Below are 26,227 nucleotides of genomic sequence, written 5' to 3'. Positions count from 1 at the left end.
TGGTGAGCGCAATGGCGCATCATGACGTCCGCGATGTGAGTAAGGGTCTAGACATCGGCCTTGCAGCCAAGCCATCCCTCTCGCCCAGGCAGGGTGCCGCGCACCAGCCGCCCGGCGCCCAGCTGACTAGGGTCGGATGGTAACAGATCCCCCAGCGGCACAAAGCGGATGTCGCGCGCCTTGGCTTCGCTCAGCAGGATATCAAACTGATCCGCCATGACGATGCCTTCCACCTCGGCGTGAATGGTGTAGACGTGAGGCGCCACCTGTGGCGGGGTGCTGAGCCTGTCCAAGATGAAAGCGTTGAACTGCACCGCCGTCACCTCAGGGCCGACCACTTCATCGAAGGTGGGCAGATTGACCGGGATTTGCGGCGTACCCAGCCGCCCGTCCTGCAACAGGGGCCGAAACAGGCCGCTGCCGCGACAGTCGCTGTTGTAGCGAAAGCCGAACTGCTCCTTGGCCAGGGTGGTGAGCGGATCTGCCCGCCAGCCGGCGGCGGCGGAGCAGTCCACCTCCCGTCCCAGGATCCGGTTGAGGGCATCCACCCCCAGCCTTGTCTGATGAATAAGCGTCGCTTCATCCCAGCGACCCGTATTGGCCTGCCAGCCGTGGTGATCCCAGGCGTGCAGGCCCACCTCGTGGCGGGCGCTGTCGGTATCGCGCATCAGGGAACCCAGCTGCTTGCCGATGGACTTGCCGGGCCAGGCTGTGCCGGCCAGCAGAATATCCAGCCCATAGAGGGATGCCGCGTTGGAGCGCAGCATCTTGAGCAGGAAGCGGGGCTTGAGCAGGCGCCACAGGTGGCGCCCCATGTTGTCGGGGCCCACGGAGAAGAAGAAGCTGGCCTTGATCTGATGCCGGTCGAGGGTTTGCAGCAAGCGGGGAACCCCGTCACGGGTCCCCCTGAAGGTATCAACGTCGATCCGCAGACCCACATCAATCATGCTCGACTCCCGTGCTGACCGCCCCTTGCAGGAAGAAGTCCAGGGTCTTGCCGATGGTCTCTTCCATTTCGATGGTCGGTTCCCAGTCGAGCAGGCGGCGGGCATTCTTGATGCTGGGACGGCGGTGGGAGACATCCTGATAGCCGTCACCGTAGAAGGACTTGCTCTCCACCATCTTGAAGCCAGCAAACGGCGGGAAGTGGTGGCGCAGCGGGTGTGCCTCGAACTTGCCGAGCAGCACTTCGGCCATCTGGAGGATGCTGGCTTCGTTGTCCGGGCTGCCGATGTTGATGATCTGGCCATCACAGCGGTTGCCCTTGTTCTCTATGATGCGGAACAGGGCCTCGATGCCGTCCTCTATGTCGGTGAAGCAGCGTTTCTGGGCGCCGCCATCCACCAGCTGGATCGGGGTGCCGTCCACCAGATTCAGGATCAGCTGGGTGATGGCGCGGGAGCTGCCGATGCGTGCTGAGTCCAGGCTGTCGAGGCGCGGTCCCATCCAGTTGAAGGGGCGGAACAGTGTGAAATTGAGCCCCTCTTTCTTGCCATAGGCCCAGATCACCCGATCCAGCAGCTGCTTGGAGACGGAGTAGATCCAGCGCTGCTTGTGGATGGGACCGACGATGAGGCGGGACTCGTCTTCATCGAAGCTGTGATCGTCGCACATCCCATACACCTCGGAGGTGGAGGGGAATATGATGCGCTTGTTGTACTTCACGCAGTAGCGGACGATCTTGAGGTTCTCTTCAAAATCGAGCTCGAACACGCGCAGCGGGTTGCGGGTGTACTCGATGGGGGTGGCGATGGCCACCAGCGGCAGGATCACGTCGCATTTCTTGATGTGATACTCGATCCACTCTGTGTGGATGCTGATGTCCCCTTCCACGAAATGGAAGTTGGGGTGGTCAATGAAGCGCTCGAGCGCGCTGGCGCCGATATCCAGCCCATAGACCTCGTAACAGCCGTCCATAAGCAGACGCTCGGTCAGGTGGTTGCCGATGAAGCCGTTGACCCCGAGGATCAGCACCCGGGTCAATCGCTCTTTGCGCAGGGCACTGCTGGCCTTGGGGCCGAGTCGCATGCCTGCTACCAGGCCCAGTTCACGGGCGAGCTGGGCGCCGCGCACATAGAGTCCCCCTTCCGCCTGACCGGCCACTATTTCCAACACGCCTTCACCACAGGCGATGCGCAGCGGATCCTGGCTGAGAATGGTGCCGGGCAGCATGTCGCTATCCTGGGCTATGTGGGTTGCCTTCCACACCGTCAGCTTGCGATCACCGGCGTAGCTGAAGGCGCCCGGATAGGGCTGGGTGACGGCACGGACCAGGTTGTAGAGTGTGTTGGCCGGGTTATCCCAGTGCAGCTCGCCATCAGCCGGGGTACGGCGGCCATAATAGCTGGCCTTGGACTCATCTTGTTGCGTCAGGGTGATCTTGCCTGCCAGCAATTTTGGCAGCTCGACATCGAGCAAGGTTTTGGCGGCGAGGCGTACCTTGCCATGCAGAGTCAGCGCCGTGTCGGCATCGTTTATCTCGACGGCCTGTTGGGCGACCATGTCACCGGCATCGGGCCGTACTGTCATCTGATGCAGTGTGATGCCAGTCTGGGTTTCACCATTGACCAGGCACCAGTTGATGGGCGCGCGGCCGCGATAGGCCGGCAGCAGGGAGCCATGGAGGTTGAAGGCGCCGGCGGTCGGGATATCCAGGATCGCCTGCTTGAGCATGTTGCGGTAATAAAAAGAGAAGAGGGCCTGAGGTGCCAGCTCCTTGATGCGCTCGACCCAGAGCGGGTGATTGACATCCTCGGGGGAGTAGACCGGCAGATCGTGCTCGGCGCAGAGCTGGGCTACCGAGCCGAAGAAGCGATTTTCGCTGGGGTCGTCCGCATGGGTGAAGACGGCCTGGATCTCGTAACCTGCCTCGAGCAGGGACTCGATACCGGTACAACCGATATCATGGTAAGCAAAGACGACAACTTTCATTATTCAGCTTCCTGTTGCGAAGGAGTGGAGGTGGTACGCACGACCTGATGGATGAAGTAGCGGGGACGGGCGCGCACATCTGTGTACATGCGGCCTATGTATTCCCCCAGCAGACCCATGCCCAGCAGCTGTACGCCGACGAAGGTGAAGAGAATGGCAAAGAGCGTGAAGACGCCATCGGCAGCCCAATCTGCGCCCATCACGAAGCGCATCAGGATCAGCAGGATGGAGAAGGTAAAACCTATGCCCGCCACCACGCTGCCGACGATGCTGAGCAGACGCAACGGGGTGGTGGTCATGCAGGTGACCAGGTCGTACATCAGGTTGATGAGGTGCATCAGGCCGTATTTGGATTCCCCGTGGGCCCGCTCGGCATGACCGACTTCCAGTTCTATGGTGCGGCGGGCGAAGCTGTTGGCCAGGATGGGGATGAAGGTGCTGCGCTCCTGGCAGCAGAGCATGGCATCTATGATGTGGCGGCGGTAGGCCCGCAGCATGCAGCCGTAGTCGCTCATGTGCACGCCGGTGGCTCTTTGCACCGATTTGTTGATAAGACGGGAGGCGGTCTTGCGGAACCAGGAGTCCTGGCGGTTGCGACGCACAGTGCCCACCACGTCATAACCCTGCATGGCTGCCTCCACCAGCCGGGGTATCTCTTCCGGCGGGTTCTGCAGATCCGCATCCAGGGTGATCACCAGATCCCCCTTGGCGGTCTCGAAGCCGGCCATGATGGCGGCATGTTGGCCATAGTTGCGATTGAGCAGTACCCCGACCAGCTTGCTGCCGTCTTTGGCGGCGGCCTCGCTGATGATCTCGGTGGAGCCGTCGTGGCTGCCGTCATCGATGAGGATCACCTCGTAATCCTGTGGCAGGAGCTCGCAGGCGGCCGTAACCCGACTCAGCAGCACGGGCAGGCTGGCCTCCTCGTTGTAGACGGGGATGATCACCGAAACCAGCTTGATGTCTGTGTTGTTCACGTGTCGTTACTCCAATATGTCGATAAGGGCCGCGACCACGCGGTCAACGTCGGCCAGCGTCATGTCCGGGAAGAGTGGCAGTGTGCACAGGCGCGATGAGTTCCACTCGGTATGAGGCAGGCTGAGCGTCGGGTAGCGCTCGCGGTAGTATTTCTGGGTATGGGCGGCCCTAAAGTGCAGCCCTGTGCCTATGCCGCGCTCCTGCAGCGCCTGCATCAGCCGATCCCGGTCCAGACCACAGCGTTCGGGGTCGACCCGCACCATGAACAGGTGCCAGGCGTGCAGATGTGAGTAGGCGGGCACGGCGAGCGGCATCAGCGGCAGGCCGGCCAGTTTTTCCTGATAGCGGGCCACCAGCTCGGCCCGTCTGGCATTGAGCTCGGGCAGACGTGCCAGCTGCACCAAGGCGATGGCGGCGTTGATGTCGGCCAGGTTGTACTTGAAGCCCGGGGTGATCACTTCCGCCTGCGGCTTGCGGCCCAGGCTCATGCGATCGAAGGCATCCACCCCCAGTCCGTGAAACTTCAGCATGCGGGCCTTGTCCGCCAATTCCTTGTCATCGGTCACCAGCATGCCCCCTTCGGCGCAGGTCAGGTTCTTGATGGCGTGGAAGGAGAAGATGGCGGTGCCGGTGGCGCCAATCCAGCGCTCCCGGTAGCGGGTGCCTACCGCGTGGGCCGCATCTTCGATGACGGGGATGCCGTGCTGGCGTGCCAGGTCGAGGATAGGGTCCAGATCGACGGGGGCACCGGCGTAGTGGACCGGTATGATGGCTTTGGTCTTGGACGTGATGAGCGGCGCTATCAGTTCGGCGCTGGTCATCAGTGTGTCTCTGTCCACGTCGACGAAGACGGGTTCGGCGCCGAGCAGTGTGATGATGTTGATAGTGGACACCCAGGTCTGGGAGGGGGTGATCACCTCATCCCCCGGGCCTATGCCCAGCGCCATCAGGGTGACGTGCATGCCGGCGGTGGCAGAGCAGAGCGCGACCGCATGCTGGCAGCCGTATGTGTCACAGAATTGCTGCTCCAGCTCGTGATTCTTCGGGCCGGTAGTGATCCAGCCCGATTTCAGCACCTCACAGACAGCACTTATCTCGGCATCGCCGATGGCGGGCCTCGAAAATGGCAGAAAATCTTGCATAAGCGATCCAATAATGAATATTAATCAGTGCCCAGCAGGCGGGGCAGCCCTAAAAATGATGTTCAACATATCGTATATAAAAGCGGGCCTGCAATGGGCCAGAAACAGCTGGTAACAATTAACTCATGCTGTCATCTTAAGTAGTGTGGTAAATATTTATAACCCCCCAGATTGTTGTTTCTCCAAATTACATCATCTCTGACATTTTGGTTGTATCAATATGAATATTACTGTATTTGGAAGTGGCTACGTGGGCCTGGTCCAGGCCACAGTACTGGCCGATGTTGGCCACCAGGTTATCTGTGTCGATGTTGATGAACAGAAGGTAGCTGAATTGATGGCCGGCCAGGTTCCCATCTATGAACCCGGGCTGGAAGCCCTGCTTCAGCGCAATATCAAGAGCGGTGCCCTGGTGTTTACCACGGATGCCGTGCTGGCCGTCAAACACGGCGAGGTGCAATTTCTGGCGGTCGGTACGCCGCCCGGGGAAGATGGTTCCGCCGACCTCAGTCATGTGCTGACGGTGGCCGAAACCATAGCCCTGCATCGCGATACCCCCGTCGTCATAGTCAACAAGTCGACCGTGCCGGTGGGCACCGCCGACAAGGTGGCAGCCAAGGTGGAGGTGCTCCAGCAGCAACGAGGCGTTTCTTTTGCTTTCGATGTGGTCTCCAACCCCGAATTTCTGAAAGAGGGCTCCGCCATTCAGGATTGTCTGCGGCCGGATCGCATCGTGGTCGGCACCAGCAACGAAGCCTCCCGCCAGCTGATGCGCGAGCTTTACGAGCCGTTCAACCGTAACCATGACAGGATCCTGTTCATGGATGTGCGCAGCGCCGAGCTGACCAAGTACGCTGCCAACTGTATGCTGGCTACCAAAATAAGCTTCATCAACGAGATGGCCGGGCTTGCCGAGCGAGTCGGTGCCGACATCGAGATGGTGCGCCAGGGGATAGGGTCTGATCAGCGAATCGGCTATCAGTTCATCTACCCTGGTTGTGGCTATGGCGGCTCCTGTTTTCCCAAAGATGTCAAAGCCTTGCTGGCAACGGCCCAGGAACTGCAATATGACACGCCGTTGATCCGGGCGGTGGAGCGGGTCAATGAGCAGCAAAAGTCGCGGCTCTACGAGCTGTTGTCCGGTTTCTTCAGCGCTCAGGGTGACTCGTTGGCGGACAAGACCATCGCCCTGTGGGGGCTGGCGTTCAAACCCAATACCGATGACATGCGCGAGGCGCCGAGCCGGGCCCTGATGGAAGCGCTCTGGCAAGCCGGCGCCACTGTGCAGGCCTATGATCCCGAGGCCATGCAGGAGGCCCAGCACCTCTATGGCAACTGTGACAAGCTGCGGCTGATGGGCACCAAGGAGGCCGCCCTGTTCGGTGCGGATGCCCTGGTGATCTGCACCGAGTGGAACCACTTCAAGGCCCCCAACTTCGTCGCCATCAAGCAGGCGCTGACATGGCCGCTGATCGTGGATGGTCGCAACCTGTTTGATCCGGGTCGCATGAAGGAGCATGGTTTTCACTACTACGGCATTGGTCGTGGCGAGTCGGTAACGAAATAGGGGATGGGTGCGTTGACATGAGTCCTGTGTTGATATGGGAGAATTTTATTGTCATATTTAGGTAATATTGTTATGAGATTCTCTTTTTATTTATTGTATTTACGATAGGGATTTTCCGCCTTGGCGGGAAATATGTGCATCCACTTATATTAGTGTGAATGACATCTATTTTTATTCGGTGTGATCCAGAGTGGTGCTTTATTCATTCAGAATTGAGCCTTGATCGCTGAATAGATCCCTCTGCTCAGGCACATGCTTTGCCCCAAATGGCCTGTCGATGATTCGGCGGGCCATTTTTATGTCCGGTATAAGGCCTGACCCCGGGCGGGAACTGTCAGGTTTGTTGCGCCATCATGCCTGTTGAGGTGGCAAGGCCCAGATTGGGATGGCAATCACCTGGCTATTCCGGTATATCGTCCACCGGTGCGCTGCTGAAGGTCGCTTTTGACACTATGTTGATGCTCTCGTGCAGTTCGCTGTAGACGATCACGGCCAGACCTTGCTTCAGCTGCTGTCTGACCTCGTCGACCTTGTCAGCCAGGCTGACGTCATGCTCACCGTACTCGGTGCCTTCCCGCAGGACGAAGTGTTCGAGCAGGTTGTTGAGGGTATCGGAGTCCAAGTCTTGCCAGGGGATAATCATGGGGTCATCTTCAGTTACGAACGTGTGGATATTGTCTATCGGTTGTCAGCAAGCGCAAGGAGTTTATCGGGCTGCAAGCGGGTGTGACCATGCTGACTGATGAACAACGTCGCCTCTCCACTCGCTTTGATCACCATCTGTGCGAATCGCGCCGCCACGCCCTGAGCAAGGGGTTGTTCTGGTTCTGGGCCGTCAACCAGCTGGCACTCCTGTTCCTGCTTGCCCGTTTCTATGTCTATCAGGATGCCCATCTGGTGGTTGCCCGCATACTGCCCTGGCGTTATGAGATGCAGCTTACCCTGATGACCCTGGCCTGCCTGTTGTTTCCCCTGTGCTGGCGCTGGTTGTCGAGGCAGCCGCTGGCGCTCTGGCGGCCCTGCTTGTGCGCCGGGGCGCTGCTGTGGGGCCTTGCCTGGGCACTGTTTGGCTATGCCATCGCCCTGGTTGAGCTGAGGGGGGGCTTCAGTCTGGCGTTCGACCTTATCAGCTTGCTGCTGATGACGGCGCTGATCGCCCTCTATTGCGAGGCGCGGCTGTTTTACTGTTTCAGCGTTCCGCCCTTGCTCTTTCTGTTGCTGGAAGCCCTGTTTGTCAGGGTGCCGTTTCCCATAGTGCACGGACTGGCGGTGGGCTGCCTCGTCATACTGCTGGAGACAGGGCGGCGCATACTGAACGGCTGGTTCGTGCTGGCGGTCTCTCGGGAACACGAAAATCTGGCGCTGGCCCGTCAGCTCGATGGCATGGCCAAACAGGATCCCTTGACCGGCTTGGCCAATCGGCGCCATTTTACCAGGGTCAGCGAGCAGATCCTGGCCGAGGTGCGACAGCAGCATGGTGACTTTGCCATCCTGCTGCTGGATGTGGATTTCTTCAAACGCTTCAATGACCACTACGGTCACCTGCAAGGGGATAACTGCCTGATTGCGGTGGCGGATTGCCTGCGTGAGGCGGTGCGACAGCTGGTCTATGTCGTGGCTCGCTATGGTGGGGAGGAGTTCGTGATCCTGCTGCCCGGCGCCGATGCCCTGCTCGCCGCAGACATTGCCAGGCGGATCGCCGCCGCCCTGGCGGCCCGTGCCATTCCCCATGCGCAGTCAGAGGTCTCACCCAATGTGACTGTGAGTCAGGGCATTGCCTTGTGGCGTGAAGAGGAGTCGGTTGCCGACATGCTGGCACGGGCTGACGAGGCGCTCTATCGGGTCAAGGAAACGGGCCGCAACGGCTACCTGATAGCCCCCTGAGTCTGCTCCTGCAACCATTGGCTGATGCGCTCCTCCAGCCAGAAGCGAGGCCGCCAGGGCGTGCCGTGCAGGAAGCCCACATGGCCTCCCCGCCGGCTCAACTCGTAACGCACCATGGGTGAGAGTTGCTCCGGCCGCGGGATCACGGCATCCGTCATGAAGGGATCGTCGGCGGCATGGATCACCAGGGTAGGAATGGGGATGCGTGCCAGTAGCCCCAGACCCGAGCAGCTCTGGTAATAGTGGTCCGCACTGGCAAAGCCGTGCAGGGGAGCAGTGACCTGCTCGTCGAAGTCGCGCAGGGTAGTAATCGCTTGTACCTGCTGGGGCTGCCAGCGTTTGCCCGCCTCGGCCTGGCGACGGATCTTGCTTTGAAGGTTATGGCGCATGGTGCGCAGCAGATAGTTTTGGTACACCCGCGAGAATCCCTGATTGACCCGATCGGCGCAGCTGTCGAGCTGTAGCGGTGCCGAGATCACCACGGCTGCCTTCAATTCCTTCGGGCAGGCCCTCGCCAGCAGATTGACCAGCATGTTGCCCCCCAGTGAATAGCCGATGGCGATCATCGGCTTGCCGGGAAAACGCCGCCCCAGCTCGGCGATCAGCGCCTGTGCATCCTCGATGGCACCGGAGTGATAGGCCTGCAGCAGGCGGTTGGGTTCGCCGCTGCAGCCGCGAAAATGCATCAGTACCGCCTCGTCCCCCTGGCGCTGCAGATGGGCAAACAACCCTTTGGCATAGTGGGAGTGGATGCTCCCCTCCAGGCCGTGAAACAGCACTATCAGTGGCCGCTCCCCCTGGCTGATGTCACCGCTCCAGGCGAGATCGACGAAGTCCCCGTCTGTCAGTTCAAAACGTTCAGGCACGAAACGGGCGGGGGCTCGTCGCAACCACTTTGGCAATATGGTTTGCAGATGGGGATTGCGCGCCCACCAGGGGGCATGGAAGTGACTCTCTATGAGCATGATGGGGTCCGAAACAGGCATCAGGGCAATGAAAAGCACGGCGAGAAGGGCTGCTTCTCGCCGATTTGGGTCAGGCCAGCAGGCTGTCGTGGTGCTCGGCACCGCGCAACATGGCCTGGACCATTTCGTTGGCCTCAAACTTGGTCAGCGCCTCGTGGGCACCCACCTGATGGGCCCGTTCCACGCTGATCTCGCTGGAGAGCGAGGTGTGCAGGATGATGTAGGCACCCGCCAGCGTCGCATCGCTTTGCACCTCGAAGGCCAGTTCATAGCCGTCGAGTCCCGGCATCTCTATGTCGCTCACCAGGATATCTATGGGGGTCTTCTGGCTGGCGCGAGCCTGCATCAGGGCCAGCGCATCCTTGCCGTTGGTGCAGACTTCGTAGGGAATATTGATGTAGTCGAGGGCGGCCGTCAGCTGGCGGCGGGCGACGGAGGAGTCATCCACCAGCAGGATCCGCATCGGCTTGATCCGCTCCCGCTGCACATCGGTCAGCACCGGATAGAGGTGGCTGGGGTCGTCCGGGTAGACCCGTGACAGTATCAGTTCCACATCCAGCAACTGGATCAGCTGGTCGTTGACCCGGGTCACCCCGGTCACGAACACGTTATGGCCGAGAGCCGCGGGAGGGGACTCGATATCGCGCCAGTTGCACTCGGTGATCTTGTCGATGCCGCGCACCAGAAAGCCCACCAGGGTGCGGCGACAGTCGGTGATGATGATGAAGCAGCTCGGCATCTCCTCCTTGCTGATAGGGCGATAACCCACCGCCATGGCCATGTCGATCACCGGGATTGTGGTGCCCCGCATGCTGGCGGCGCCGAGCACGGTCGGGTGCGAGTGCGGCATGGCCGTGAGCTGGGTGTAAGGCACTATCTCCTTCACCTTGAGGGTGCCGATGGCAAAGGATTGTTTGGCCGAGAGATGAAACAGCAACATGCCCTGGGATTGGTTGGCCTTGCTTTTCATGGCAGATGTCCTGTGAGTCAAAACGGTATCAGTCAATTCAGGCCCCTAGCATAAAGGATTATAGGCGAAATGGCCCTCCCGTTATTAGCGACCGCGCGCCGTAAAACTGGACTCATTTCACCCATTTATTCACCTTGCTGACCCTATGGCGTGTCTGTGCGGGTCATGGCAATCAGGGGCGATCAGGCGGGCACTTGCTGGTCCAGGCTGGCGCCAAGCCAGTGCTGACACGCCAGGGCGAGAGCCTCTTCGTCCCGGTAGCCGAGCTTGGCTATCACCAGTTCCCGTTTGCTGCCGCTCTTGAGCAGGCGCACAGCTTGCAGCAGCTGCCACTGGGCGCTCAGGGCATCGGCCGCTAGGCCCGGATCTGTCATGCCTCGCTGGGAGAGGCACGCCTGCCAGGCGGCGTCACTGCCCATTTGCTGGCCTGCCAGTGCCCGCCAGGCGCCTTGCAGCATCTGGTCACCATGCTGCGCGAGAGGACAGGCCTGAAGCTCGTCGAGCATCACCTGTAGGCGATAACCATAGGCGCCTTGCCAGTTGCGTGGGCGTTGCCACTGGGCCAGGCTGTCGAACAGGGCATCAAGTAGCTGTGTCGGGTGCAACCAGCCTGCCTGTGCAGGTTGGGCAACCCGCGGGGAACAAGTCAGCAAATCATAATGGCAGCCTGCCAGCGGGCTGAAGGCAGCGAGGGCATCGGCGCAGAGCCAGAAACTGTTGCCCGCTGTCAGCAGCAATTCATGCTGGCCAAGTCGCAGCAGCGCCCCGCCCCGGGTTATTCGCAGCAACTGGCCCAGCGGCGCGCGTTTGCGGCCGCCAACCTGCAGGTGAGGGGAGGAAAAATGCTGACATTCGATGGCGTGATGCATGTAAAAACCCTGATATGATGCTGCCTGGAGGTAACAAAAATGGAAACCAGACGTAAAAAACGCTTCATTGCCGGCGCTGTGTGCCCAGCATGCGGCAAAATGGACACCATGATGCTGTATATGGAGCATGGAGTCGAGAAGGTGACCTGTGTTGACTGCGGGGATACCCAGGTGCAGACGCAGGCCGAGGTGGACAAGCTAACCCGAGAGACCGAACAGGTCATAGGGGTGTTTCGTCCCGAGTGAGGTCATCAGCAGTACCAGAAAAGGGGCGTAAGTCAGGCTCATCCCGTTTCGCAGTGATGACTTTTTCATCATGACGGAGGGGCCCCGACCATATGCTTGGCCACCTTTTTGAGGTATTCTGAGCCCGTTTTTTTCTATCCGCAGGATCCCTGACATGAAAGTAGCTCCCCTGAGCGTGGTTACGCTGGAATACACAGTCACTGACGAACATGGTGAAGTCATCGACACCACTGTCGGTAAAGAGCCTCTGGTGTATCTGCACGGTACCCGTTATCTGGTCTCCGGCCTCGAAGCCGAGCTGGAAGGCCGTAGCGTGGGTGAGGCGTTCGACCTTACTCTGGCACCGAGCCAGGCCTATGGCGAATACGACGAAACCCTGGTGCAAGAAGTACCTGGCGAGTTGTTTGACGGCATGGAAGTGTCTGAAGGGGATACTTTTGTGGCCGAGACTGACGATGGTCACCGTCCGGTGACCGTCATTGAAGTGTCCGAAGCCTTCGTCAAGGTGGATGGCAACCATCCGCTGGCTGGCGTGACCCTGGGCTTCAAGGTCGAGATCAAGGACGTCCGTGCTGCCACTGCCGAAGAGCTGGCTCACGGCCATGTTCACGGTGCCGGTGGTTGCGGTCACGATCATGGTCACGACCATGACCACGATCACGGCCATGAGCACGGTGGTTGCTGCGGTGGTGGCCATGGTCACGATCACGGTCATGACCACGGCGATGAGCAGGGTCATGGCGGTTGCTGTGGCGGCGGCGGTTGCGGTGGCAAGGGTCACCAGCACTGATCTGTGCCCCGGGCCTGGCCCGATAAAAAAACCCGCGTTTATCGCGGGTTTTTTTATGGTGCAGAGACAACCGCTCAGTAGTGCGGGGGCGGCGTCTCTTCGGCCATGCTGGCAATCTGGCTAGGTTGTACGCTTTGCAGTTTATCTACCAGCAGCTGGATCTGGTGCTTGAGTCGATCCAGCTCACGGCCCTGGGTGGTGACCTCGTCGTTGAGCTGTTCCACCGTGTATTCGGCGAAAGCGAGACGGCTTTCCAGGGTTTCGATGCGATCGTTAAGTTGCTGACTCATGGGCCTTTAGGTCCTTACTTGATAGTCCAGATTTCGGCCAGACCACTGGAGCTGGCGCTGACAAGGTGGCTATTGTCGCGCAAAGCCACGCCGTAGACCACTGCACTCGGCGGTTTCACCTTGGGATGGGGCGAGACGCGCCAGCTTTGCAGCTGGGTGCCATCGCTCACCTGCCACAGGGAGAGCTGGCGGGAGGGGGCGCCCGTGATGAGCCATTTGCCGTCGTTGGCGAAGCGGGCACTGGTGTAGACCTCGAAGCGATGCGCGAACTGCAAGCGGCTCACCTCCTTGCCTGTCTTGAGATCCCAGATGCTGGCCTGACGGCTGTCGGCGGTGAAGGCGAAACGGCCCTGGGGATCGAGCCTTGCCATTACCACCCGACCGGCGTGGTTGAAACGCCATACCACCTGACCTGAGCGGGTATCCCACAGATAGGCGCTGTAGTCGTTGCCGCCGGTGAGGGCGTAGCGACCATTGGCGGAGAGATCCACCGTATTGACCTGCTCTGTGTGGCCGAGAAATTGCAGCCGGCGGCCGCTCTGGGTGTCGACCACCTCCGCCTTGCCATCTTCACGCCCGATCAACACCTGGCGGCCATTGGCCGACAGCGCTATGTCCCTCAGTTTGGATTCAGGTAGCGAGTAGTAGCCTTGGGACTGGCCATCTTGCAGGCGCCAGATGGCGAAGGTATCCAGGGTGGCGGTCACCGCATGACTGTTGTCTGCCGAGAAACGGGTCACTATGGGGACATTGTCCGGATTGTCGGACTGACGCCAGCGCCAGCGCTCCTTGCCCTGCTCCAGGTCCCACACGACTGTGCCCTGGTCCAGACTGGAGACGACGGCCTGTTTGCCGTCACTGGCAAGGTCCGCACTCAGCAGCCCCTGGCTGTCGAGGATGACTTGCTGGCCCGGTTGGGCGCTCCGCTCGCAACCGGTCAGTATCAGACAAATACCGATGAGATAAATGGCACTTTTTATCATTTTTCCTGTCTCATGCTTTCGTTACCTGCGATCACGGCGTTAGTATAAGGCGCTTATCACGATAAACCTCTCATTTCACGAAGGAACCGAGAGCGGTATTTAGAGTTTTGGAGAAACTGATGAACAATTTTCTGAAGGTGTCCCTGTTGGCTGCGGCGGTTGCCGTGAGTCTGACTGCTTGCCAAAAAGATGAGAAGCCGGCTGCGAACAACGCAGAGGTCAAGGCAGAAGCCAGCAAGCCGGCAGAGGCCCCCAAGGCTGATGCCAAGAGCTTTGAAGAGCAATCCGGCTATGCAATTGGCCTCTCCATGGGTCGTTATATCGCCAATACCCTGGAACGTCAGCAGGAACTCGGCATCAAACTGGACAACAGCGTCATCCTCAAGGGTGTGACCGATGGTCTGGGTAAAGAAGCCAGCATGACTGACGAGGAGATCCAGAAGGTTCTGCAGCAGTACGATGCCAAGATCAACGAGTTGACCAAGGCCAAGGCTGACAAGGATGCCGTGGATAACCAGAAGAAGGGTGAAGAGTACCTGACTGCCAACGCCAAGAAAGAAGGTGTGAAGAGCACCGAATCTGGTCTGCAGTATCTGGTCGAGAAGATGGGTGACGGCGCCAAGCCGAAAGCCACTGACATCGTCAAGGTTCACTATACCGGTACCCTGATCGACGGCACCAAGTTCGACAGCTCCGTCGATCGCGGTGAGCCGGCTACCTTCCCGCTCAACCAGGTTATCCCTGGCTGGACCGAAGGCGTGCAGCTGATGCCGGTCGGTTCCAAGTTCAAGTTCTTCCTGCCGTCCAAGCTGGCTTATGGCGAGCACGGTGCAGGTTCCATCCCGGCCAATGCCGTGCTGGTGTTCGATGTTGAGCTGCTGGCTATCGAGAAGCCGGCTGCTGATGGCGACAACGCCAAGAAGTAAGCGCCCATCGTTGAAAAAAACGGCTCCTTAGGGAGCCGTTTTTACTTGTATCTCCCTGCGAATGGCGGGATAAAAGAGAGGCCGCGCCAGCTGTGGTAACATGGCGGGCAAGACCTGAAATAGACAACGAAATCAATCGCAAGGATGGCTCCCGTGGCTGAAAGCAAACCTCGAGTCCTGTTGGTGGAAGATACCCGCAGTCTGGCGGTGGTTTATGAACAGTATCTAGCCCAGGATGGCTATGAGGTGCTGTTGGCCGATTGTGGTCAGCAGGCGTTGGCGCAGCTGCTGACCAGCCCGCCACCTGTGGTACTGCTCGACCTTGAACTGCCCGACATGTCCGGCATGGACATTTTACAGCAGATCACCGAACAGCAGCTGCCCTGTTCCGTGGTGGTGATCACCGCCCACGGCTCCGTGGATGTGGCGGTGGAGGCGATGCGCCTCGGTGCCTTCGACTTCCTGACCAAACCGTTCGATGGCAAGCGGCTCTGTGCCACTGCCCGCAATGCCCTGAAACATCAGCAACTGAGTTCGCTGGTGGCCCAGTATCGGGAAAATTTCGAACGCAGCTCGTTCGCCGGCTTTATCGGTGCCTCCATGCCGATGCAAGCCGTCTATCGCATCATAGAGAGCGCGGCGCCGAGCAAGGCGACCGTCTTCATCACGGGGGAGAGCGGCACCGGCAAGGAGGTGTGCGCAGAGGCCATTCACCAGTGCAGCCCCCGCAGCGAGCAACCCTTCATAGCGCTCAACTGCGCCGCCATTCCCCATGACCTGATGGAGAGCGAGATCTTCGGTCACGTCAAGGGCTCCTTCACCGGCGCCCAGGGGGATCGCAAGGGGGCGGCCAGTCTGGCTGATGGCGGTACCCTGTTCCTGGACGAGATCTGCGAGATGGATCTCGACCTGCAGAGCAAGCTGCTGCGCTTCATCCAGACCGGTACCCTGCAACGGGTCGGCAGCGGCAAGCTGGAGACGGTGGATGTACGCTTCGTCTGCGCCACCAACCGGGATCCGCTGGTGGAGGTGAAGGCGGGACGTTTTCGGGAGGATCTTTACTACCGCCTGCACGTGATCCCGCTGAGCCTGCCACCGCTGCGCGAGCGCGGCGAGGATATACTGCTGCTGGCGCGTAACCTGTTGCAGAGCTACGCAAAGGAAGAGAACAAGCGCTTCAAGGATTTCGATGTGGAGGCGGCGCGAGTGCTGCTCGATTACCCCTGGCCTGGCAACGTGCGCGAGCTGCAAAACGTGGTGCGCAACATAGTGGTGCTCAACGACAGAGAGCTGGTGAGTCCTGACATCTTGCCACCGCCGCTGAATGGCAGTCGGGGTAGCATGCTGGCCGCAACAGCGCCGCTGGCCGCGGCTGGCAGTGCCACCTTGCCTTCTTTCAACGCGCCGATACGCCCGCTCTGGCTGGTGGAAAAAGAGACCATAGAGCAGGCTATCGCCAGCTGTGACGGCAACATCCCCAAGGCAGCGGCACTGCTGGAGATCAGTCCCTCCACCATCTATCGCAAAAAGCAGGGCTGGGAAGAGACGAGCCTGGTCTGAAGCAGGTGTCGGGATGGCATCCGTCATCTTGGGCAGATGAGCTTGTGCGCAGGGCGGCCAACTGGCCGCCCTGCTGCTTTGTTAGAGGCTGTTTGCTAGAGCTTGGCCAGCTGCTTGAGTCTGGCCAGTCGCTCCGCCTCGTTGGCCTTGAACCAGCGATCCTGTGACAGCAAAAACCAGGCGCGGGAGAAGTATTCGGGCGCAGCCGGATCGTCCAGCACCAATGCATTCTCCCCCAGCTCCTCGAACAGATAGCCATCCTCCGGCTCGCCGGCCTCTGCCATCTCCACCTGCAGCTGCTTCAGCTCGGCCAGCGCCTGTTCATGCCGACCCTGTGCCCGTGTCAGTCGCGCCAGACTCCAGCGGGCGATGAAGGCCTTGGCCGTATTGTTATGTTGTTCGTGCCAGGCCAGACACTTTTGCTGGAATACTCTGGCTTCATCAAAGCGTCCCAGCTCGAACAGGGTCCAGCCCTGATTGTTGTAGAGGCTGGCGAGCCAACCGCGCACCTTTTCATCCTGGCTGCGTTCCGCCAGCTCCATGGCCAGCTGATGCCAGCGGCTCTGCTCCTCCAGTGGCGCTGCTATGGCTATCATGTGTGCCGCATCGATGGCCAGATAGCGCTCCTTGCTCTTGAGCCCCCACTGCCAGGCTTGTTCGAACAGGGTTCTGGCAGTGGCTTTGTCGCCGGCGGAGTTGAAGGTGCGGCCGCGCTCCAGCAGGGCGCGAAGGCGGGCTCGCGGGGTGGCATCGGTGAGGCGGGGTTCTATCTCGTCGAGCAGCTGGTGGGCCTCGGCAAACTGGCGCTGCAGGGAATGGGTGCGAGCGATCTGGGTCAGCAACTCCAGCTCGAGTTGCAGGTCGGCAGCAGCACGCGCCTCGGGAAGAAGTGCATGAAAACGCAGGGCACTGGCGGCGGGATCCTGATAATTCCACTGCGCCATGAAATCGGGTGACTTGTCCATCTGGCCTCCTTGCCGGTGATATTGTCACCAATATGCCTACGGGCCATTGTTTGTACAAGGGACGCTCGTCACAGAGCGCCCCTTGAGTCATGTCAACGCCAGCGGCTGCCGGTCAGTAAACCATGGCGAGGCTCATCAGCATCAGGCCGAGGGCGGCGAAGGCGCCCTCCTTGATGGCAAGACGCGGCACCAGCGCCTTGGGCAGGGCCGGAAACAGGGTCAGGGCAAAGCCAAGCCCGGGCATCAGCCAGTGAAAGGCCGGGCTGCGCAGGGCGGGATCGGCGGCGCCGTTGATCACTATGAGCAGGATGAACAGGGTGAAGGCGGGCAGGATAAACCAGCGGGCACTGCCGGCGGCGACGGCTCGCAGCGGAGAGATGCGATAGAGCACCAGGGTCACGATAAACAGCACCAGGGGTGCCAGCAAATAGAAGGGGGCCGGGTTCATGGCAAGTCTCCAGACGACAAGAGGCGGGATTTAATCAGTCGGAAGGGAAGATGACCAGCATGCTGCCCTCAGCCTGTGAAGAGGATCCCAGGTAAAGGTTTGCGCGCTCAGTGCAACCCGAACCAGGCAGCGGCAAAGCCAACCCAGCTCAGCAGCAACAGGATCCAGGGCAGAGGATGCTGGCGAGAGACCTCGACAAGCTCAATGTTGCCCTCCTCCTCATGTCCGGCTTGCGGCTGCTGTTTTGCCTTGGTTTGCAACTTCTTCTGGCGACTGGCCTCGCGAGCCCGCGCCTTCATCTGCTTCTTGTATTCGTCTATGCCTTTCTGGATCCCCTGGGCGATCAGCTGGGTCTGTTCTTTGGTCTGTCCCGGCTTCTGGTTGGCGCGAGCAATTTTCTGCGCCTCTTGCTGGGTCTCGGGGGAAATCTTGTCGTACTTGGCCATCAAACATTCTCCTCGGCATCGATGGGCGGGGAGTATGCCATAAAAACGGCGCCCTCAGGCGCCGTTGCAATAGCGTGTGAGCCTGATCAGGGCTTGAAGTAGGTCACGGTCGCATAGGGCAGCGGATTGAGGGTGCCCTGGGACTCGGCATACTCCATGAACATCTCGTTCTCACCGACGCCGGAATCGACATAGTCACCCTTGTTGGGCAGCTCTTCGCGCTTGAGCAGACCGCTGTAGCCATCCTTGCCGGAGGCGATATAGGTGTTGGCTCCGACACGGTATACCTTCTCATCGTCCAGTGGCTGCCACTGGCCGTTGGCGTCCAGCAGCTCCAGCTTGGTGATGCGGGAACCCTTGGCCAGTTTGCCGTCATAGGTGTAGCTCAGGTGGCCGACGTAAGGGAAAGCACCGCTGGAGGCACCGATCCCGGTCTCGTGGCCGATGGAATAGTCAACGGCGTACTCCAGGGTGGCGCGCACGTCCTTGCCCTTGAGGTTGAAGGCGGCGATCTTGTTGCCAAACGGCAGCAAGGTGCCCATCACGTAACCGACGGAGAGCGGGCCCGCGTTCACATCGGCGCGCACACCACCGGCGTTCTGGATGGTGAAGTCGACTTTGGTATTGAGCTTGTTGAGCTTCCAGTAGAGGGATTCGGCCACCAGGGGATCGATCAGACCCGCACCATCCGGGGTGGCCGGCACGCGCACATGGGGCAACTTGGTCGGCACGTCGGCGATGATCTTGGCCTCGAGCTCGGCCACGGCCGGTTTGTACTCTGTGTCGATCACATCGCGCATGGCGGTGTTCTCCGGCACTATCTCGATGACGGGTGACTTGGTAATGAAGTCGACCACATTGGTCTGCTCGCTGCCACTCAGGGGCTCTTTCTTCTTGGCCACGTCCTTGGTGAAATCGTCGCCCGTCATCAGGGTATTGCGCCCCTCACACTTGGTGATCTGGCCTTCCTTGCTCAGGGAGACGTTGACCAGGCCATAGCCTTTGGCCCATTCACCGGCCTGCACGATACAGGTCTTGCCACCGTCCGGATTACTGACCAGCTGGGCATAGGTGTTGTCGTCGTCCGGATTCTGGTTGTGGGCCGTGTAGCCTATGGTGTTGATCTCGTTGATGTCACCGAGGAAGGTCTGGGAGTGACCGCCGACAATCAGGTCGATACCGTTGACCGCCTTGGCGACGGCCTGGTCATTTTGCAGACCGATATGAGTGACCATGATGATCTTGTTGGCGCCTTTTGACTTGAGGGTGTCGACCATTTTCTGGGCGGTTTCAATCATCGGCAGGAATTGGGTATCGGTATCCGGTGAAGAGATATCATGCATATTTTCCAGCACCAGCCCGAAAATACCCACGCTCTCGCCATTTATTTCTTTAATGACATATTCATGAATATTTTCACTGTCTTTCAGGGTGGCGCTACTGGATTTCACCATGTTGGAAGCCAATACAGGGAAATTCACCCGTGAGACGAAATCTTTAATGGCCTGATTGCCCAAATCAAATTCGTGGTTGCCCAGCACCATGGCATCGATACCCATGTCGGAGAGCAGGCGAGACTCCTCTTCCCCCTTGAACTGGGTGAAGTAGAGAGTGCCCTGGAAGGCATCACCACCGTTGAGCACCATAAAGTTGCGGCCTTCATTGGCGGCCTGGCTGCGCAGCTCGTCCAGCTTGAACTTCAGACGGGGATAGCCGCCCAGTTTGGCGTAGAATTTGAACAGCTCCTGGCCGGTGGGCTGGATGGCCAGCGCATTTTCGGTCGGGTCGAGGTGGGCGTGGGTATCATTGATATGGGCAATGGTCAGATCCAGCGGAATATGCTCCTTGCTGCTGTTTTCTGAATTGCAGGCGGTCAGCCCGAGCAGAGTAATAGAGACGGTGACGGCCAGTAACGTCTTCTTCATTGGTAATAATCCTCTTGTTGTTATTGTCCTGTATATCGTTCCTGTATGACAGGAGTGTGGCGATTCTAGGCAAAAAGCAGTAATTGGAAATAAAGAGAGCTGATTCCTTTGAGCTACTGCACATTAATAAAGCAAACAAACGTTTGCCAGATTGTTTAACGCCATTACCACAGACTAATGACAAGTTTCACATTGTTGCATCGGCACCCGAGTGTCGCTGAGGGATCATGCCGCTTGATAGGGGTCTGTCTGCTCCGGCACCGGGGCGGGCAGCAGCCGCAGGAACTGGGCCGGGGTGAGCGGACGGCCATAGAGGTAGCCTTGCAGGTAGTTGACGTTGCGCTCTGTCAGGAAGTCAGCCTGCTCCTGGGTTTCGACCCCTTCGGCGACGGTTTCCAGTCCCAGCCGGGTGGCCAGACTGATGGTGCTGTCAAGAATATGACGAGAGAGGGCATTGGTGCCTATCATGGCGACGAAGCTCTGGTCGATCTTGAGGTAGTCCACGTGAAACTGTTGCAGATAGGTGAGGCTGGAGTGGCCTGTGCCAAAGTCGTCCAGACCTATCTTGACCCCCATCTGGCGCAGCTCGCCGAATAGCTGGTCGGTCAGTTGGCAGGGGGTGATCAGTTCCCGCTCGGTCAGCTCCAGCACCAGCGTGACCGGATTGCTGGCGAAGGCAGCCAGGAATAGGCGGCAGTCGTCGATCAGGCTCATCTCTTGGCAGTGCTGGGCACAGATGTTGAAACCGAAGTGAAAGCTGGGCGGCAGTTGCGCCACATGGGGGGCAAACTCCAGACGAACCTGCTGCATCAGGGTCTGGGTCATCAGTATGATGAGGCCGCTCTCCTCCGCCAGCGGGATGAAGAGATCCGGCCGGATCAACCCCTGACGATGGTGCTGCCAGCGCATCAGCACCTCGCAGCCATGGAGTTGACCACTCTTGCTGTAAACGATGGGCTGCAGGTAGGGAATGAACTCCTGCTTGATGATGGCGCGCTTGAGCTCCTGGGTCGGGGTGGAGATATGGCTCCACCAGCGATAGGTGGCAAGACCGGCCAGGCCGCCCAGAGTCAGGATCAAGATGATGACGGTGCTCTGCTTTTTCAGCGTGAGCAGCAACACGGCTTCCAGCGGGAATCCCTGATTGAGGCTGTAGCCGAATGCCGTCGAACTGAGCGGGTAGTTGAACCCCCGAAACACAGGGGCGACACCGTCGTGGATCCGGCCCTTGATATCGAGCCACTGCTCACCTATCTGCACCCAGCTGTTGGGCCCGCCAAGTCGCCATTGCAGCGGTTTGCTCAGGTGGTAGGGGTTGATGGCAACCACTACCCCATGATCACCTTCGCTCAGGCGATAGAACAGCAGCGAGGGCTTGAGTCCGAGCCGGGTGACGGCTTTGAGCTTGAGCCGCTGGTGCTGGCCGTTTTGCAGCTCATCTTTCAGGTTGATCTCGTCGAAGATGGAGGAGCAGTAGAGGCGACCATGGCGTGAGAGGTTGACCGAGCGTACATAGGGGGAGGTGGCAACCAGTACTCTCAGCTCGCGGGCAACCTCGTGACAGGGGCGGCCCACCAGCGGCAGTGCGGCCCGGGCCGCCTGGGTAGAGTGGTAGAGGGCGCTGTCTATCTGCACCATGGCACGCTCGGCGGCATTTTGCGCCTGCTGGCGGGTCATGGACCAGGTCTGCCAATAGAGAGTGGCGAGGGAAACCAGGATCAGGGTTGCGCAGCACAGCAGGCTGGCCAGCAAACGAGGCATGTTGCCGCTACGCAGAAAAGAGAGAGCCATGAACCACGCCTCGGTGAACGGGAATTGAACAAAAAAAGGGCGGTCATACTACACAATCACGAACCATTCTCATAGCGACCATATTGAGGGGCTGTGGCTGGACTTGCAGGGGAGGGGGTTGGAGAGGGCACGCAGGGAGTTAAAAATAACAGAGGCGGCCTTGGGCCGCCTCTGTAGTCTTCGCAGGATAAAGAGCGTTTACAGCTGCTCGATACCGACAATGTGCCAGGGTGCATTGTCCCTGGCCAGGTTACGCTCGAGGTGCCACACCTCTTTGATGTCTTCCTCGACCTGCTCCTGACGGTCCATGTAGCGGCCGCTGAAGCGTACGCTGACCTGGGCCCAGTCGCTGCCGTAGTCGGCACGCACCAGCTGGGTATCCACATACATGACTTCGGTATGCTGCTCGCCGGTCAGCTCTGCGCGTTCGGCTTTGAGCTGTTCGAACAACTCAGGGCTCACATACTCACGCACTTTTTCCAAGTCGTTTGCGTTCCAGGCTTCTTGCAGGGTGCGATAGTGATCGCGTGCACCGGACAGGAAACTGTTCATGTCAAAACCTGGCGGCAGACGGAACGGCACGTCGCTGTCGGCAAAGCCGGTCGCTTGCGGCGCACTGCTGCTCTGTTCGAACTGCTGCGGCGCAGCCGATGGCGGCTGATAGCCGGCGTAGGCCGTCTGTGGTTGAGGTGAGGGGGCCTTGCTCTTGCGCATGGCGCGGAACAGGAAGACGGCGCCCAACGCCAGCAGCGCGATCAGCAGCATGTCCATGCCTTGCAGACCTTCGAAGGCGCCGCTACCCAGCAGGTAAGCGAACAGACCACCGGCCAGCAGGCCGCCGAGCAGGCCGCCCATCATGCCGCCTTTCTTCGGTGCGGCCTGAGCCCCGACTGCCGGGTTCTTGGTGTCGACGGGTTTGGCCGCCGGTTGGGCCGGAGCTGTTTTGTAGCTCTTGCCAAAGGATTTACCGCCGCCAAATTTCTTGGCCTCGGCAATGGGTGCCCCCAGGCCAATGGCCAGGATCACGGCAAACAGGGTCAGCATCTTTTTCATTTTGACTCTTTTCACTCTCATCAGTGGATGGGGACATGGTCTGCTTTAGCAAGCTCAGCGAGGTGCATGACAGGCTGCCTGTCCCTCGTTGTAGTGCAGCTTGCGGCTATGATTAACATCGTTGGCATGAATTATTCATGAACAGATTACACCCCATTCCGGGGCAATCAGAGGAGAGAATGGCGATGAAAAATCGACGACCGAGCCGCAAGGAACGCAAGCTGCGCAACAAAACGAGAGCCAAGCAGCAGGATCAGACCCTGGTCTGGCCCTTCATCATGGTATGAGATAGCGGCATATTTCATCAGCAAGCGGCGCCATTGACCATCAGGAGAGCGCTTGAGTCAGACAGAAGTGAATAGCGTGCATTAGCACTCGCGATGGCGGGGTTTCTTTTGTAAAATTCCCGTCCCCTTCCCGCTGCGGTTTTTATGTGTATGGCAGAGCAAGTGACGGCGAAAAAAGACGCCAAGACACAACAGCTGAAAGTTCCTCCCCACTCTTTTGAGGCCGAACAGTCCGTACTGGGCGGCCTGATGCTGGATAACGAGGCCTGGGATCGGGTTGCCGAACGGGTGATCGACAAGGATTTCTACAGCCGCCCTCACCGGCTGATCTTCCAGGCCATGACCCGCCTCTCCAATGCGGGCAATCCCATCGATCTCATCACGCTGCAAGAGGAGCTGGAGCGCTCGGAGCAGCTGGAGGAGTCCGGTGGTTTCGCCTATCTGGTGGAGATCGCCAAGAACACCCCTAGTGCCGCCAACATCAATGCCTACGCCGAAATCGTGCGTGAGCGGGCGGTCGTGCGGGAGATGATCTCGGTCGCCAACGAGATAGTCGAAGCAGGCTACGAGCCGCAGGGACGCACCTCGGGCGATCTGCTCGATCTGGCCGAGAGCAAGGTGTTCCAGATCGCCGAACAGCGTACCAGCGCCAACGAGGGGCCGCAGCCGCTCAAGCTGATCCTCGAGCAGACGGTCGACAAGATTGAAGAGCTGTTCAAGACCCCTCACAACGGCGTGACCGGGGTGTCGAGCGGTTATGGGGATCTGGACAAGATGACCGCCGGTCTGCAGCGCTCGGACCTCATCATAGTCGCGGCCCGTCCCTCCATGGGCAAGACCACCTTTGCCATGAACCTGTGCGAGCACGCGGCCCTCACCGCCGAGAAACCGGTACTCATCTTCTCGCTGGAGATGCCCTCCGAGCAGATCATCATGCGTATGCTCGCCTCGGTGGGGCGCATCGACCAGACCAAGGTGCGTACCGGTCAGCTCGACGACGAGGATTGGGCACGCCTCTCCTCCACCATGGGATTGCTGCTCGAGAAGGGCAAGATGTATATCGATGACGCCTCCGGCCTCACCCCGACCGACGTGCGCTCCCGCGCGCGCCGTATCGCCCGTGAGCACGGCGGCCTCTCCATGATCATGATCGACTACCTGCAGCTGATGCGGGTGCCCGCTCTCTCCGATAACCGGACCCTGGAGATAGGTGAAATCTCCCGCTCCCTCAAGGCGCTGGCAAAAGAGTTGCAGTGCCCTGTGGTGGCGCTCTCCCAGCTAAACCGAAGCCTGGAACAGCGTGCGGACAAGCGCCCGGTCAACTCGGATCTGCGGGAGTCCGGCTCCATCGAGCAGGATGCGGATTTGATCATGTTTATCTACCGTGATGAGGTGTATCACGATGACAGTCCCGACAAGGGAATTGCCGAGATTATCATCGGCAAGCAGCGTAACGGCCCCATAGGCCGGGTACGCCTCACCTTCCAGGGCCAGTTCTCCCGGTTCGACAACTATGCCGGCCCGGCGTTTGATGACGACTATTGATGAAAACCCGTGGTGATGGCGGATTAGATACCACCACGAAAGCCCTGAAAGGTAGCCGAGTTCTCATCGGTCAACCGCGTAACGGCCCCATAGGCCGTGTGCGACTTACCTTCCAGGGGCAGTTCTCCCGGTTCGACTACTACGCCGGTCCGGCGTTTGATGACGATTACTAAGTAGGGATCGGTCTGCGCACCTATATCGGTGCCTGGGTCCCCCAGCTCCAGGACACAGTTTTCCCGGTTCGACAATTATGCCGGTCCGGCCTTCGATGATGACAATTCAGGGCTGACACCACACGGTGCCTGGTGCATTCACGCGCCATCATGCCCTCGTAAGGGAAAACAGATGAAAGCGGCTATTGCCCAAATCAATACAGCGGCCCTGCGCCACAACCTCGCCGTGGTCAAACGGCATGCCCCCGATTGCAAGATCATTGCCGTGGTCAAGGCCAACGCCTATGGCCATGGCCTGCTGCCGGTCGCCCGTACCCTGGTGGATGCGGATGCCTACGCAGTGGCCCGCATCGAAGAGGCGCTGATGCTGCGTTCCTGCGCCGTGGTCAAGCCTATAGTGCTGCTGGAAGGCTTCTTCTCGAGCGCCGATCTGCCTGTGCTGGCGGCCAACAATTTGCAAACGGCGGTGCACACCTGGGAGCAGCTCGAAGCGCTGGAGCAGGCCGAACTGCCGGCTCCCGTGGTGGCCTGGCTCAAGCTCGACACCGGCATGCACCGGCTCGGGGTGCGCGCCGATGAGATGCCCGCCTTTATCGCGCGTCTTGCCAAGTGCAAGAACGTGGTGCAGCCGTTCAACATCATGACCCACTTCAGCCGCTCCGATGAGCTCGAACAATCGACCACCCGCGAGCAGATCGACTTGTTCAGCAAGTTGACTGCACCGCTCCTGGGCGAGCGGGCCATGGCGAACTCGGCGGGGATCCTGGCCTGGCCCGATTCCCACTGCGACTGGGTGCGCCCCGGCGTCATCCTGTACGGCGTATCCCCCTTCCCCAATACTGTGGCGGCGGATTACGACCTGCAGCCTGTGATGACCCTCAAGACCCAGCTGATCGCGGTGCGGGATCACAAGGCGGGTGAACCTGTGGGCTATGGCGCCAACTGGGTGTCGGACCGGGATACCCGGCTCGGCGTCATCGCCATCGGCTACGGTGATGGCTATCCGCGCATGGCGCCCAACGGCACCTCAGTGCTGGTCAATGGCCGCATAGTGCCCCTGGTGGGCCGTGTTTCCATGGACATGACCACAGTGGATCTGGGGCCGGGCGCCACCGACAAGGCCGGTGACGAAGCCGTGCTCTGGGGTGAGGGGCTACCGGTGGAACGGGTCGCCGACGAGATTGGCACCATCCCCTACGAGCTCATCACCAAGCTTACTTCCCGGGTCTTTATGGAATACGTCTAGGTGTGATCTCTCTGTAGGTTGTTCACTCGGGGCATTCCCGGAAAACTGGAGGCGCCAACCAAACCAATCATCCGAGGTGCCCCAGTGAACAACCATAAAAATGCCCGATTAACCGTCTTTGGTCGACAGCTTCTTGTCCTGCGTATCCTTGAGCAGGGCCTGCGCGTTGAAGAGGCCGCTCACGCTGCCGGCGTCAGTACCCGCACCGCTTACAAGTGGCTCACTCGATATCGCCAGGAGGGGCCTG

General features: G+C 59.6%; 25 protein-coding genes. 9 read left to right on the top strand and 16 right to left on the bottom strand.

The window, feature by feature from the left end; translation table 11 throughout:
- Positions 1-47: 47 nt before the first annotated feature.
- The 4 genes from arnD to arnB are packed head-to-tail and all read right to left on the bottom strand — an operon-like array spanning position 48 to position 5,051.
- Positions 48-947: a 4-deoxy-4-formamido-L-arabinose-phosphoundecaprenol deformylase gene (gene arnD, locus GWQ31_RS11810; protein WP_275909425.1), complete on the bottom strand. Its 900-nt coding sequence runs from the start codon at positions 945-947 to the stop codon at positions 48-50.
- Positions 940-2,931, bottom strand: a complete 1,992-nt coding sequence (arnA, locus tag GWQ31_RS11805; RefSeq protein ID WP_275909424.1) for a bifunctional UDP-4-amino-4-deoxy-L-arabinose formyltransferase/UDP-glucuronic acid oxidase ArnA — start codon at positions 2,929-2,931, stop codon at positions 940-942. Before arnA ends, arnD begins: the two co-directional genes overlap by 8 nt.
- Positions 2,931-3,908 carry an undecaprenyl-phosphate 4-deoxy-4-formamido-L-arabinose transferase gene (gene arnC / locus GWQ31_RS11800; protein ID WP_275909423.1) on the bottom strand — a complete coding sequence of 326 codons (978 nt, stop codon included), beginning with the start codon at positions 3,906-3,908 and terminating at the stop codon, positions 2,931-2,933. Before arnC ends, arnA begins: the two co-directional genes overlap by 1 nt.
- 6 nt (positions 3,909-3,914) lie before the next feature.
- Positions 3,915-5,051, bottom strand: coding sequence for a UDP-4-amino-4-deoxy-L-arabinose aminotransferase (arnB, locus tag GWQ31_RS11795; RefSeq protein WP_275909422.1), 1,137 nt, complete (start codon positions 5,049-5,051; stop codon positions 3,915-3,917).
- Between the two features lie 220 nt (positions 5,052-5,271).
- Between arnB and GWQ31_RS11790 the strand changes: the two genes are divergently transcribed.
- Positions 5,272-6,618: a UDP-glucose/GDP-mannose dehydrogenase family protein gene (locus GWQ31_RS11790; protein WP_275909421.1), complete on the top strand. Its 1,347-nt coding sequence runs from the start codon at positions 5,272-5,274 to the stop codon at positions 6,616-6,618.
- Positions 6,619-7,018: 400 nt separating this feature from the next.
- Here GWQ31_RS11790 and GWQ31_RS11785 read toward each other — a convergent pair whose 3' ends face one another.
- Complete coding sequence (locus tag GWQ31_RS11785; RefSeq protein ID WP_005311785.1) at positions 7,019-7,261, bottom strand: YheU family protein; 243 nt, start codon at positions 7,259-7,261, stop codon at positions 7,019-7,021.
- A gap of 89 nt (positions 7,262-7,350) precedes the next feature.
- Between GWQ31_RS11785 and GWQ31_RS11780 the strand changes: the two genes are divergently transcribed.
- Entirely contained in the window at positions 7,351-8,502 is a 1,152-nt protein-coding gene (locus GWQ31_RS11780; protein ID WP_275909420.1) for a membrane-associated sensor domain-containing protein, read from the top strand.
- Here GWQ31_RS11780 and GWQ31_RS11775 read toward each other — a convergent pair.
- From GWQ31_RS11775 to GWQ31_RS11765, 3 genes are all read right to left on the bottom strand, one after another.
- Positions 8,484-9,467 carry a hydrolase gene (locus tag GWQ31_RS11775; RefSeq protein ID WP_219598446.1) on the bottom strand — a complete coding sequence of 328 codons (984 nt, stop codon included), beginning with the start codon at positions 9,465-9,467 and terminating at the stop codon, positions 8,484-8,486. The two genes, GWQ31_RS11780 and GWQ31_RS11775, sit on opposite strands and share 19 nt — an antisense overlap.
- A 70-nt stretch (positions 9,468-9,537) precedes the next feature.
- Positions 9,538-10,437: a chemotaxis protein gene (locus GWQ31_RS11770; RefSeq protein ID WP_021138317.1), complete on the bottom strand. Its 900-nt coding sequence runs from the start codon at positions 10,435-10,437 to the stop codon at positions 9,538-9,540.
- Between the two features lie 182 nt (positions 10,438-10,619).
- Positions 10,620-11,306: a hypothetical protein gene (locus GWQ31_RS11765; RefSeq protein WP_275909419.1), complete on the bottom strand. Its 687-nt coding sequence runs from the start codon at positions 11,304-11,306 to the stop codon at positions 10,620-10,622.
- A gap of 39 nt (positions 11,307-11,345) precedes the next feature.
- Here GWQ31_RS11765 and GWQ31_RS11760 point away from each other — a divergent pair, with 39 nt between their 5' ends.
- The gene (locus GWQ31_RS11760; protein WP_034523471.1) at positions 11,346-11,552 is read left to right on the top strand and encodes a YheV family putative zinc ribbon protein; all 207 of its coding nucleotides are present in this window, start codon (positions 11,346-11,348) and stop codon (positions 11,550-11,552) included.
- 154 nt (positions 11,553-11,706) lie between these two features.
- The gene (locus GWQ31_RS11755; RefSeq protein WP_021138314.1) at positions 11,707-12,342 is read left to right on the top strand and encodes a peptidylprolyl isomerase; all 636 of its coding nucleotides are present in this window, start codon (positions 11,707-11,709) and stop codon (positions 12,340-12,342) included.
- Positions 12,343-12,416: 74 nt separating this feature from the next.
- Here the strand turns inward: GWQ31_RS11755 and GWQ31_RS11750 are convergent, their stop codons facing one another.
- Entirely contained in the window at positions 12,417-12,632 is a 216-nt protein-coding gene (locus GWQ31_RS11750; RefSeq protein ID WP_005311800.1) for a SlyX family protein, read from the bottom strand.
- Positions 12,633-12,646: 14 nt separating this feature from the next.
- Positions 12,647-13,615 (bottom strand): PQQ-binding-like beta-propeller repeat protein, encoded by a 969-nt coding sequence (locus GWQ31_RS11745; RefSeq protein WP_099991706.1) that lies wholly within the window; start codon positions 13,613-13,615, stop codon positions 12,647-12,649.
- Positions 13,616-13,734: 119 nt separating this feature from the next.
- On the opposite strand from GWQ31_RS11745, the gene fkpA reads away from it, so the two are divergent.
- The gene (gene fkpA, locus GWQ31_RS11740; RefSeq protein ID WP_111589482.1) at positions 13,735-14,541 is read left to right on the top strand and encodes an FKBP-type peptidyl-prolyl cis-trans isomerase; all 807 of its coding nucleotides are present in this window, start codon (positions 13,735-13,737) and stop codon (positions 14,539-14,541) included.
- Positions 14,542-14,694: 153 nt separating this feature from the next.
- Positions 14,695-16,101, top strand: a complete 1,407-nt coding sequence (locus GWQ31_RS11735; protein ID WP_159165698.1) for a sigma-54 dependent transcriptional regulator — start codon at positions 14,695-14,697, stop codon at positions 16,099-16,101.
- A 95-nt stretch (positions 16,102-16,196) separates the two neighbouring features.
- Here the strand turns inward: GWQ31_RS11735 and GWQ31_RS11730 are convergent, their stop codons facing one another.
- The 6 genes from GWQ31_RS11730 to GWQ31_RS11705 all read right to left on the bottom strand — a co-directional run bounded on the left by GWQ31_RS11730 (position 16,197) and on the right by GWQ31_RS11705 (position 22,729).
- Positions 16,197-17,066, bottom strand: a complete 870-nt coding sequence (locus tag GWQ31_RS11730; RefSeq protein WP_265452912.1) for a tetratricopeptide repeat protein — start codon at positions 17,064-17,066, stop codon at positions 16,197-16,199.
- Positions 17,067-17,178: 112 nt separating this feature from the next.
- Entirely contained in the window at positions 17,179-17,514 is a 336-nt protein-coding gene (locus GWQ31_RS11725; RefSeq protein WP_017412614.1) for a hypothetical protein, read from the bottom strand.
- A gap of 107 nt (positions 17,515-17,621) precedes the next feature.
- Complete coding sequence (locus GWQ31_RS11720) at positions 17,622-17,960, bottom strand: DUF2956 domain-containing protein (RefSeq protein WP_265452913.1); 339 nt, start codon at positions 17,958-17,960, stop codon at positions 17,622-17,624.
- A gap of 86 nt (positions 17,961-18,046) precedes the next feature.
- Positions 18,047-19,885 carry a 5'-nucleotidase C-terminal domain-containing protein gene (locus GWQ31_RS11715; protein ID WP_265452914.1) on the bottom strand — a complete coding sequence of 613 codons (1,839 nt, stop codon included), beginning with the start codon at positions 19,883-19,885 and terminating at the stop codon, positions 18,047-18,049.
- Positions 19,886-20,110: 225 nt separating this feature from the next.
- Positions 20,111-21,676: an EAL domain-containing protein gene (locus GWQ31_RS11710; protein ID WP_265452915.1), complete on the bottom strand. Its 1,566-nt coding sequence runs from the start codon at positions 21,674-21,676 to the stop codon at positions 20,111-20,113.
- 198 nt (positions 21,677-21,874) lie between these two features.
- Positions 21,875-22,729 (bottom strand): TIM44-like domain-containing protein, encoded by an 855-nt coding sequence (locus tag GWQ31_RS11705; protein WP_125595965.1) that lies wholly within the window; start codon positions 22,727-22,729, stop codon positions 21,875-21,877.
- Positions 22,730-23,166: 437 nt separating this feature from the next.
- Here GWQ31_RS11705 and dnaB point away from each other — a divergent pair, with 437 nt between their 5' ends.
- The 3 genes from dnaB to GWQ31_RS11690 form a co-directional block, all read left to right on the top strand.
- A complete protein-coding gene (gene dnaB / locus GWQ31_RS11700; protein ID WP_021140911.1) occupies positions 23,167-24,561 on the top strand; it encodes a replicative DNA helicase in 1,395 nt (464 codons plus the stop codon).
- Between the two features lie 345 nt (positions 24,562-24,906).
- Positions 24,907-25,980 (top strand): alanine racemase, encoded by a 1,074-nt coding sequence (alr, locus tag GWQ31_RS11695; RefSeq protein WP_125595962.1) that lies wholly within the window; start codon positions 24,907-24,909, stop codon positions 25,978-25,980.
- An 84-nt stretch (positions 25,981-26,064) separates the two neighbouring features.
- A partial coding sequence (locus GWQ31_RS11690) for a leucine zipper domain-containing protein (protein ID WP_275909473.1) occupies positions 26,065-26,227 on the top strand: 163 nt, incomplete at its 3' end.

It is taken from the genome of Aeromonas sp. 2MA4 (assembly GCF_029237305.1).
GTDB classification, from domain to species: Bacteria; Pseudomonadota; Gammaproteobacteria; order Enterobacterales; family Aeromonadaceae; genus Aeromonas; species Aeromonas salmonicida.
The sequence above is the reverse complement of the archived record's forward strand: the minus strand, read 5'-3'. Positions and strand labels throughout refer to the sequence as shown.

Bases quoted from the DNA above. Each gene is read 5' to 3' on its own strand.
- GWQ31_RS11755 (WP_021138314.1), top strand. From the start codon at position 11,707: ATGAAAGTAGCTCCCCTGAGCGTGGTTACGCTGGAATACACAGTCACT.
- GWQ31_RS11785 (WP_005311785.1), bottom strand. From the start codon at position 7,261: ATGATTATCCCCTGGCAAGACTTGGACTCCGATACCCTCAACAACCTG.
- GWQ31_RS11765 (WP_275909419.1), bottom strand. From the start codon at position 11,306: ATGCATCACGCCATCGAATGTCAGCATTTTTCCTCCCCTCACCTGCAG.
- GWQ31_RS11725 (WP_017412614.1), bottom strand. From the start codon at position 17,514: ATGAACCCGGCCCCCTTCTATTTGCTGGCACCCCTGGTGCTGTTTATC.
- GWQ31_RS11760 (WP_034523471.1), top strand. From the start codon at position 11,346: ATGGAAACCAGACGTAAAAAACGCTTCATTGCCGGCGCTGTGTGCCCA.
- GWQ31_RS11720 (WP_265452913.1), bottom strand. From the start codon at position 17,960: ATGGCCAAGTACGACAAGATTTCCCCCGAGACCCAGCAAGAGGCGCAG.
- arnB (WP_275909422.1), bottom strand. From the start codon at position 5,051: ATGCAAGATTTTCTGCCATTTTCGAGGCCCGCCATCGGCGATGCCGAG.
- GWQ31_RS11710 (WP_265452915.1), bottom strand. From the start codon at position 21,676: ATGGCTCTCTCTTTTCTGCGTAGCGGCAACATGCCTCGTTTGCTGGCC.
- GWQ31_RS11715 (WP_265452914.1), bottom strand. From the start codon at position 19,885: ATGAAGAAGACGTTACTGGCCGTCACCGTCTCTATTACTCTGCTCGGG.
- GWQ31_RS11770 (WP_021138317.1), bottom strand. From the start codon at position 10,437: ATGAAAAGCAAGGCCAACCAATCCCAGGGCATGTTGCTGTTTCATCTC.
- alr (WP_125595962.1), top strand. From the start codon at position 24,907: ATGAAAGCGGCTATTGCCCAAATCAATACAGCGGCCCTGCGCCACAAC.
- dnaB (WP_021140911.1), top strand. From the start codon at position 23,167: ATGGCAGAGCAAGTGACGGCGAAAAAAGACGCCAAGACACAACAGCTG.
- GWQ31_RS11750 (WP_005311800.1), bottom strand. From the start codon at position 12,632: ATGAGTCAGCAACTTAACGATCGCATCGAAACCCTGGAAAGCCGTCTC.
- GWQ31_RS11775 (WP_219598446.1), bottom strand. From the start codon at position 9,467: ATGCTCATAGAGAGTCACTTCCATGCCCCCTGGTGGGCGCGCAATCCC.
- GWQ31_RS11705 (WP_125595965.1), bottom strand. From the start codon at position 22,729: ATGAAAAAGATGCTGACCCTGTTTGCCGTGATCCTGGCCATTGGCCTG.
- fkpA (WP_111589482.1), top strand. From the start codon at position 13,735: ATGAACAATTTTCTGAAGGTGTCCCTGTTGGCTGCGGCGGTTGCCGTG.
- GWQ31_RS11780 (WP_275909420.1), top strand. From the start codon at position 7,351: ATGCTGACTGATGAACAACGTCGCCTCTCCACTCGCTTTGATCACCAT.
- arnD (WP_275909425.1), bottom strand. From the start codon at position 947: ATGATTGATGTGGGTCTGCGGATCGACGTTGATACCTTCAGGGGGACC.
- arnA (WP_275909424.1), bottom strand. From the start codon at position 2,931: ATGAAAGTTGTCGTCTTTGCTTACCATGATATCGGTTGTACCGGTATC.
- GWQ31_RS11730 (WP_265452912.1), bottom strand. From the start codon at position 17,066: ATGGACAAGTCACCCGATTTCATGGCGCAGTGGAATTATCAGGATCCC.
- GWQ31_RS11745 (WP_099991706.1), bottom strand. From the start codon at position 13,615: ATGATAAAAAGTGCCATTTATCTCATCGGTATTTGTCTGATACTGACC.
- GWQ31_RS11790 (WP_275909421.1), top strand. From the start codon at position 5,272: ATGAATATTACTGTATTTGGAAGTGGCTACGTGGGCCTGGTCCAGGCC.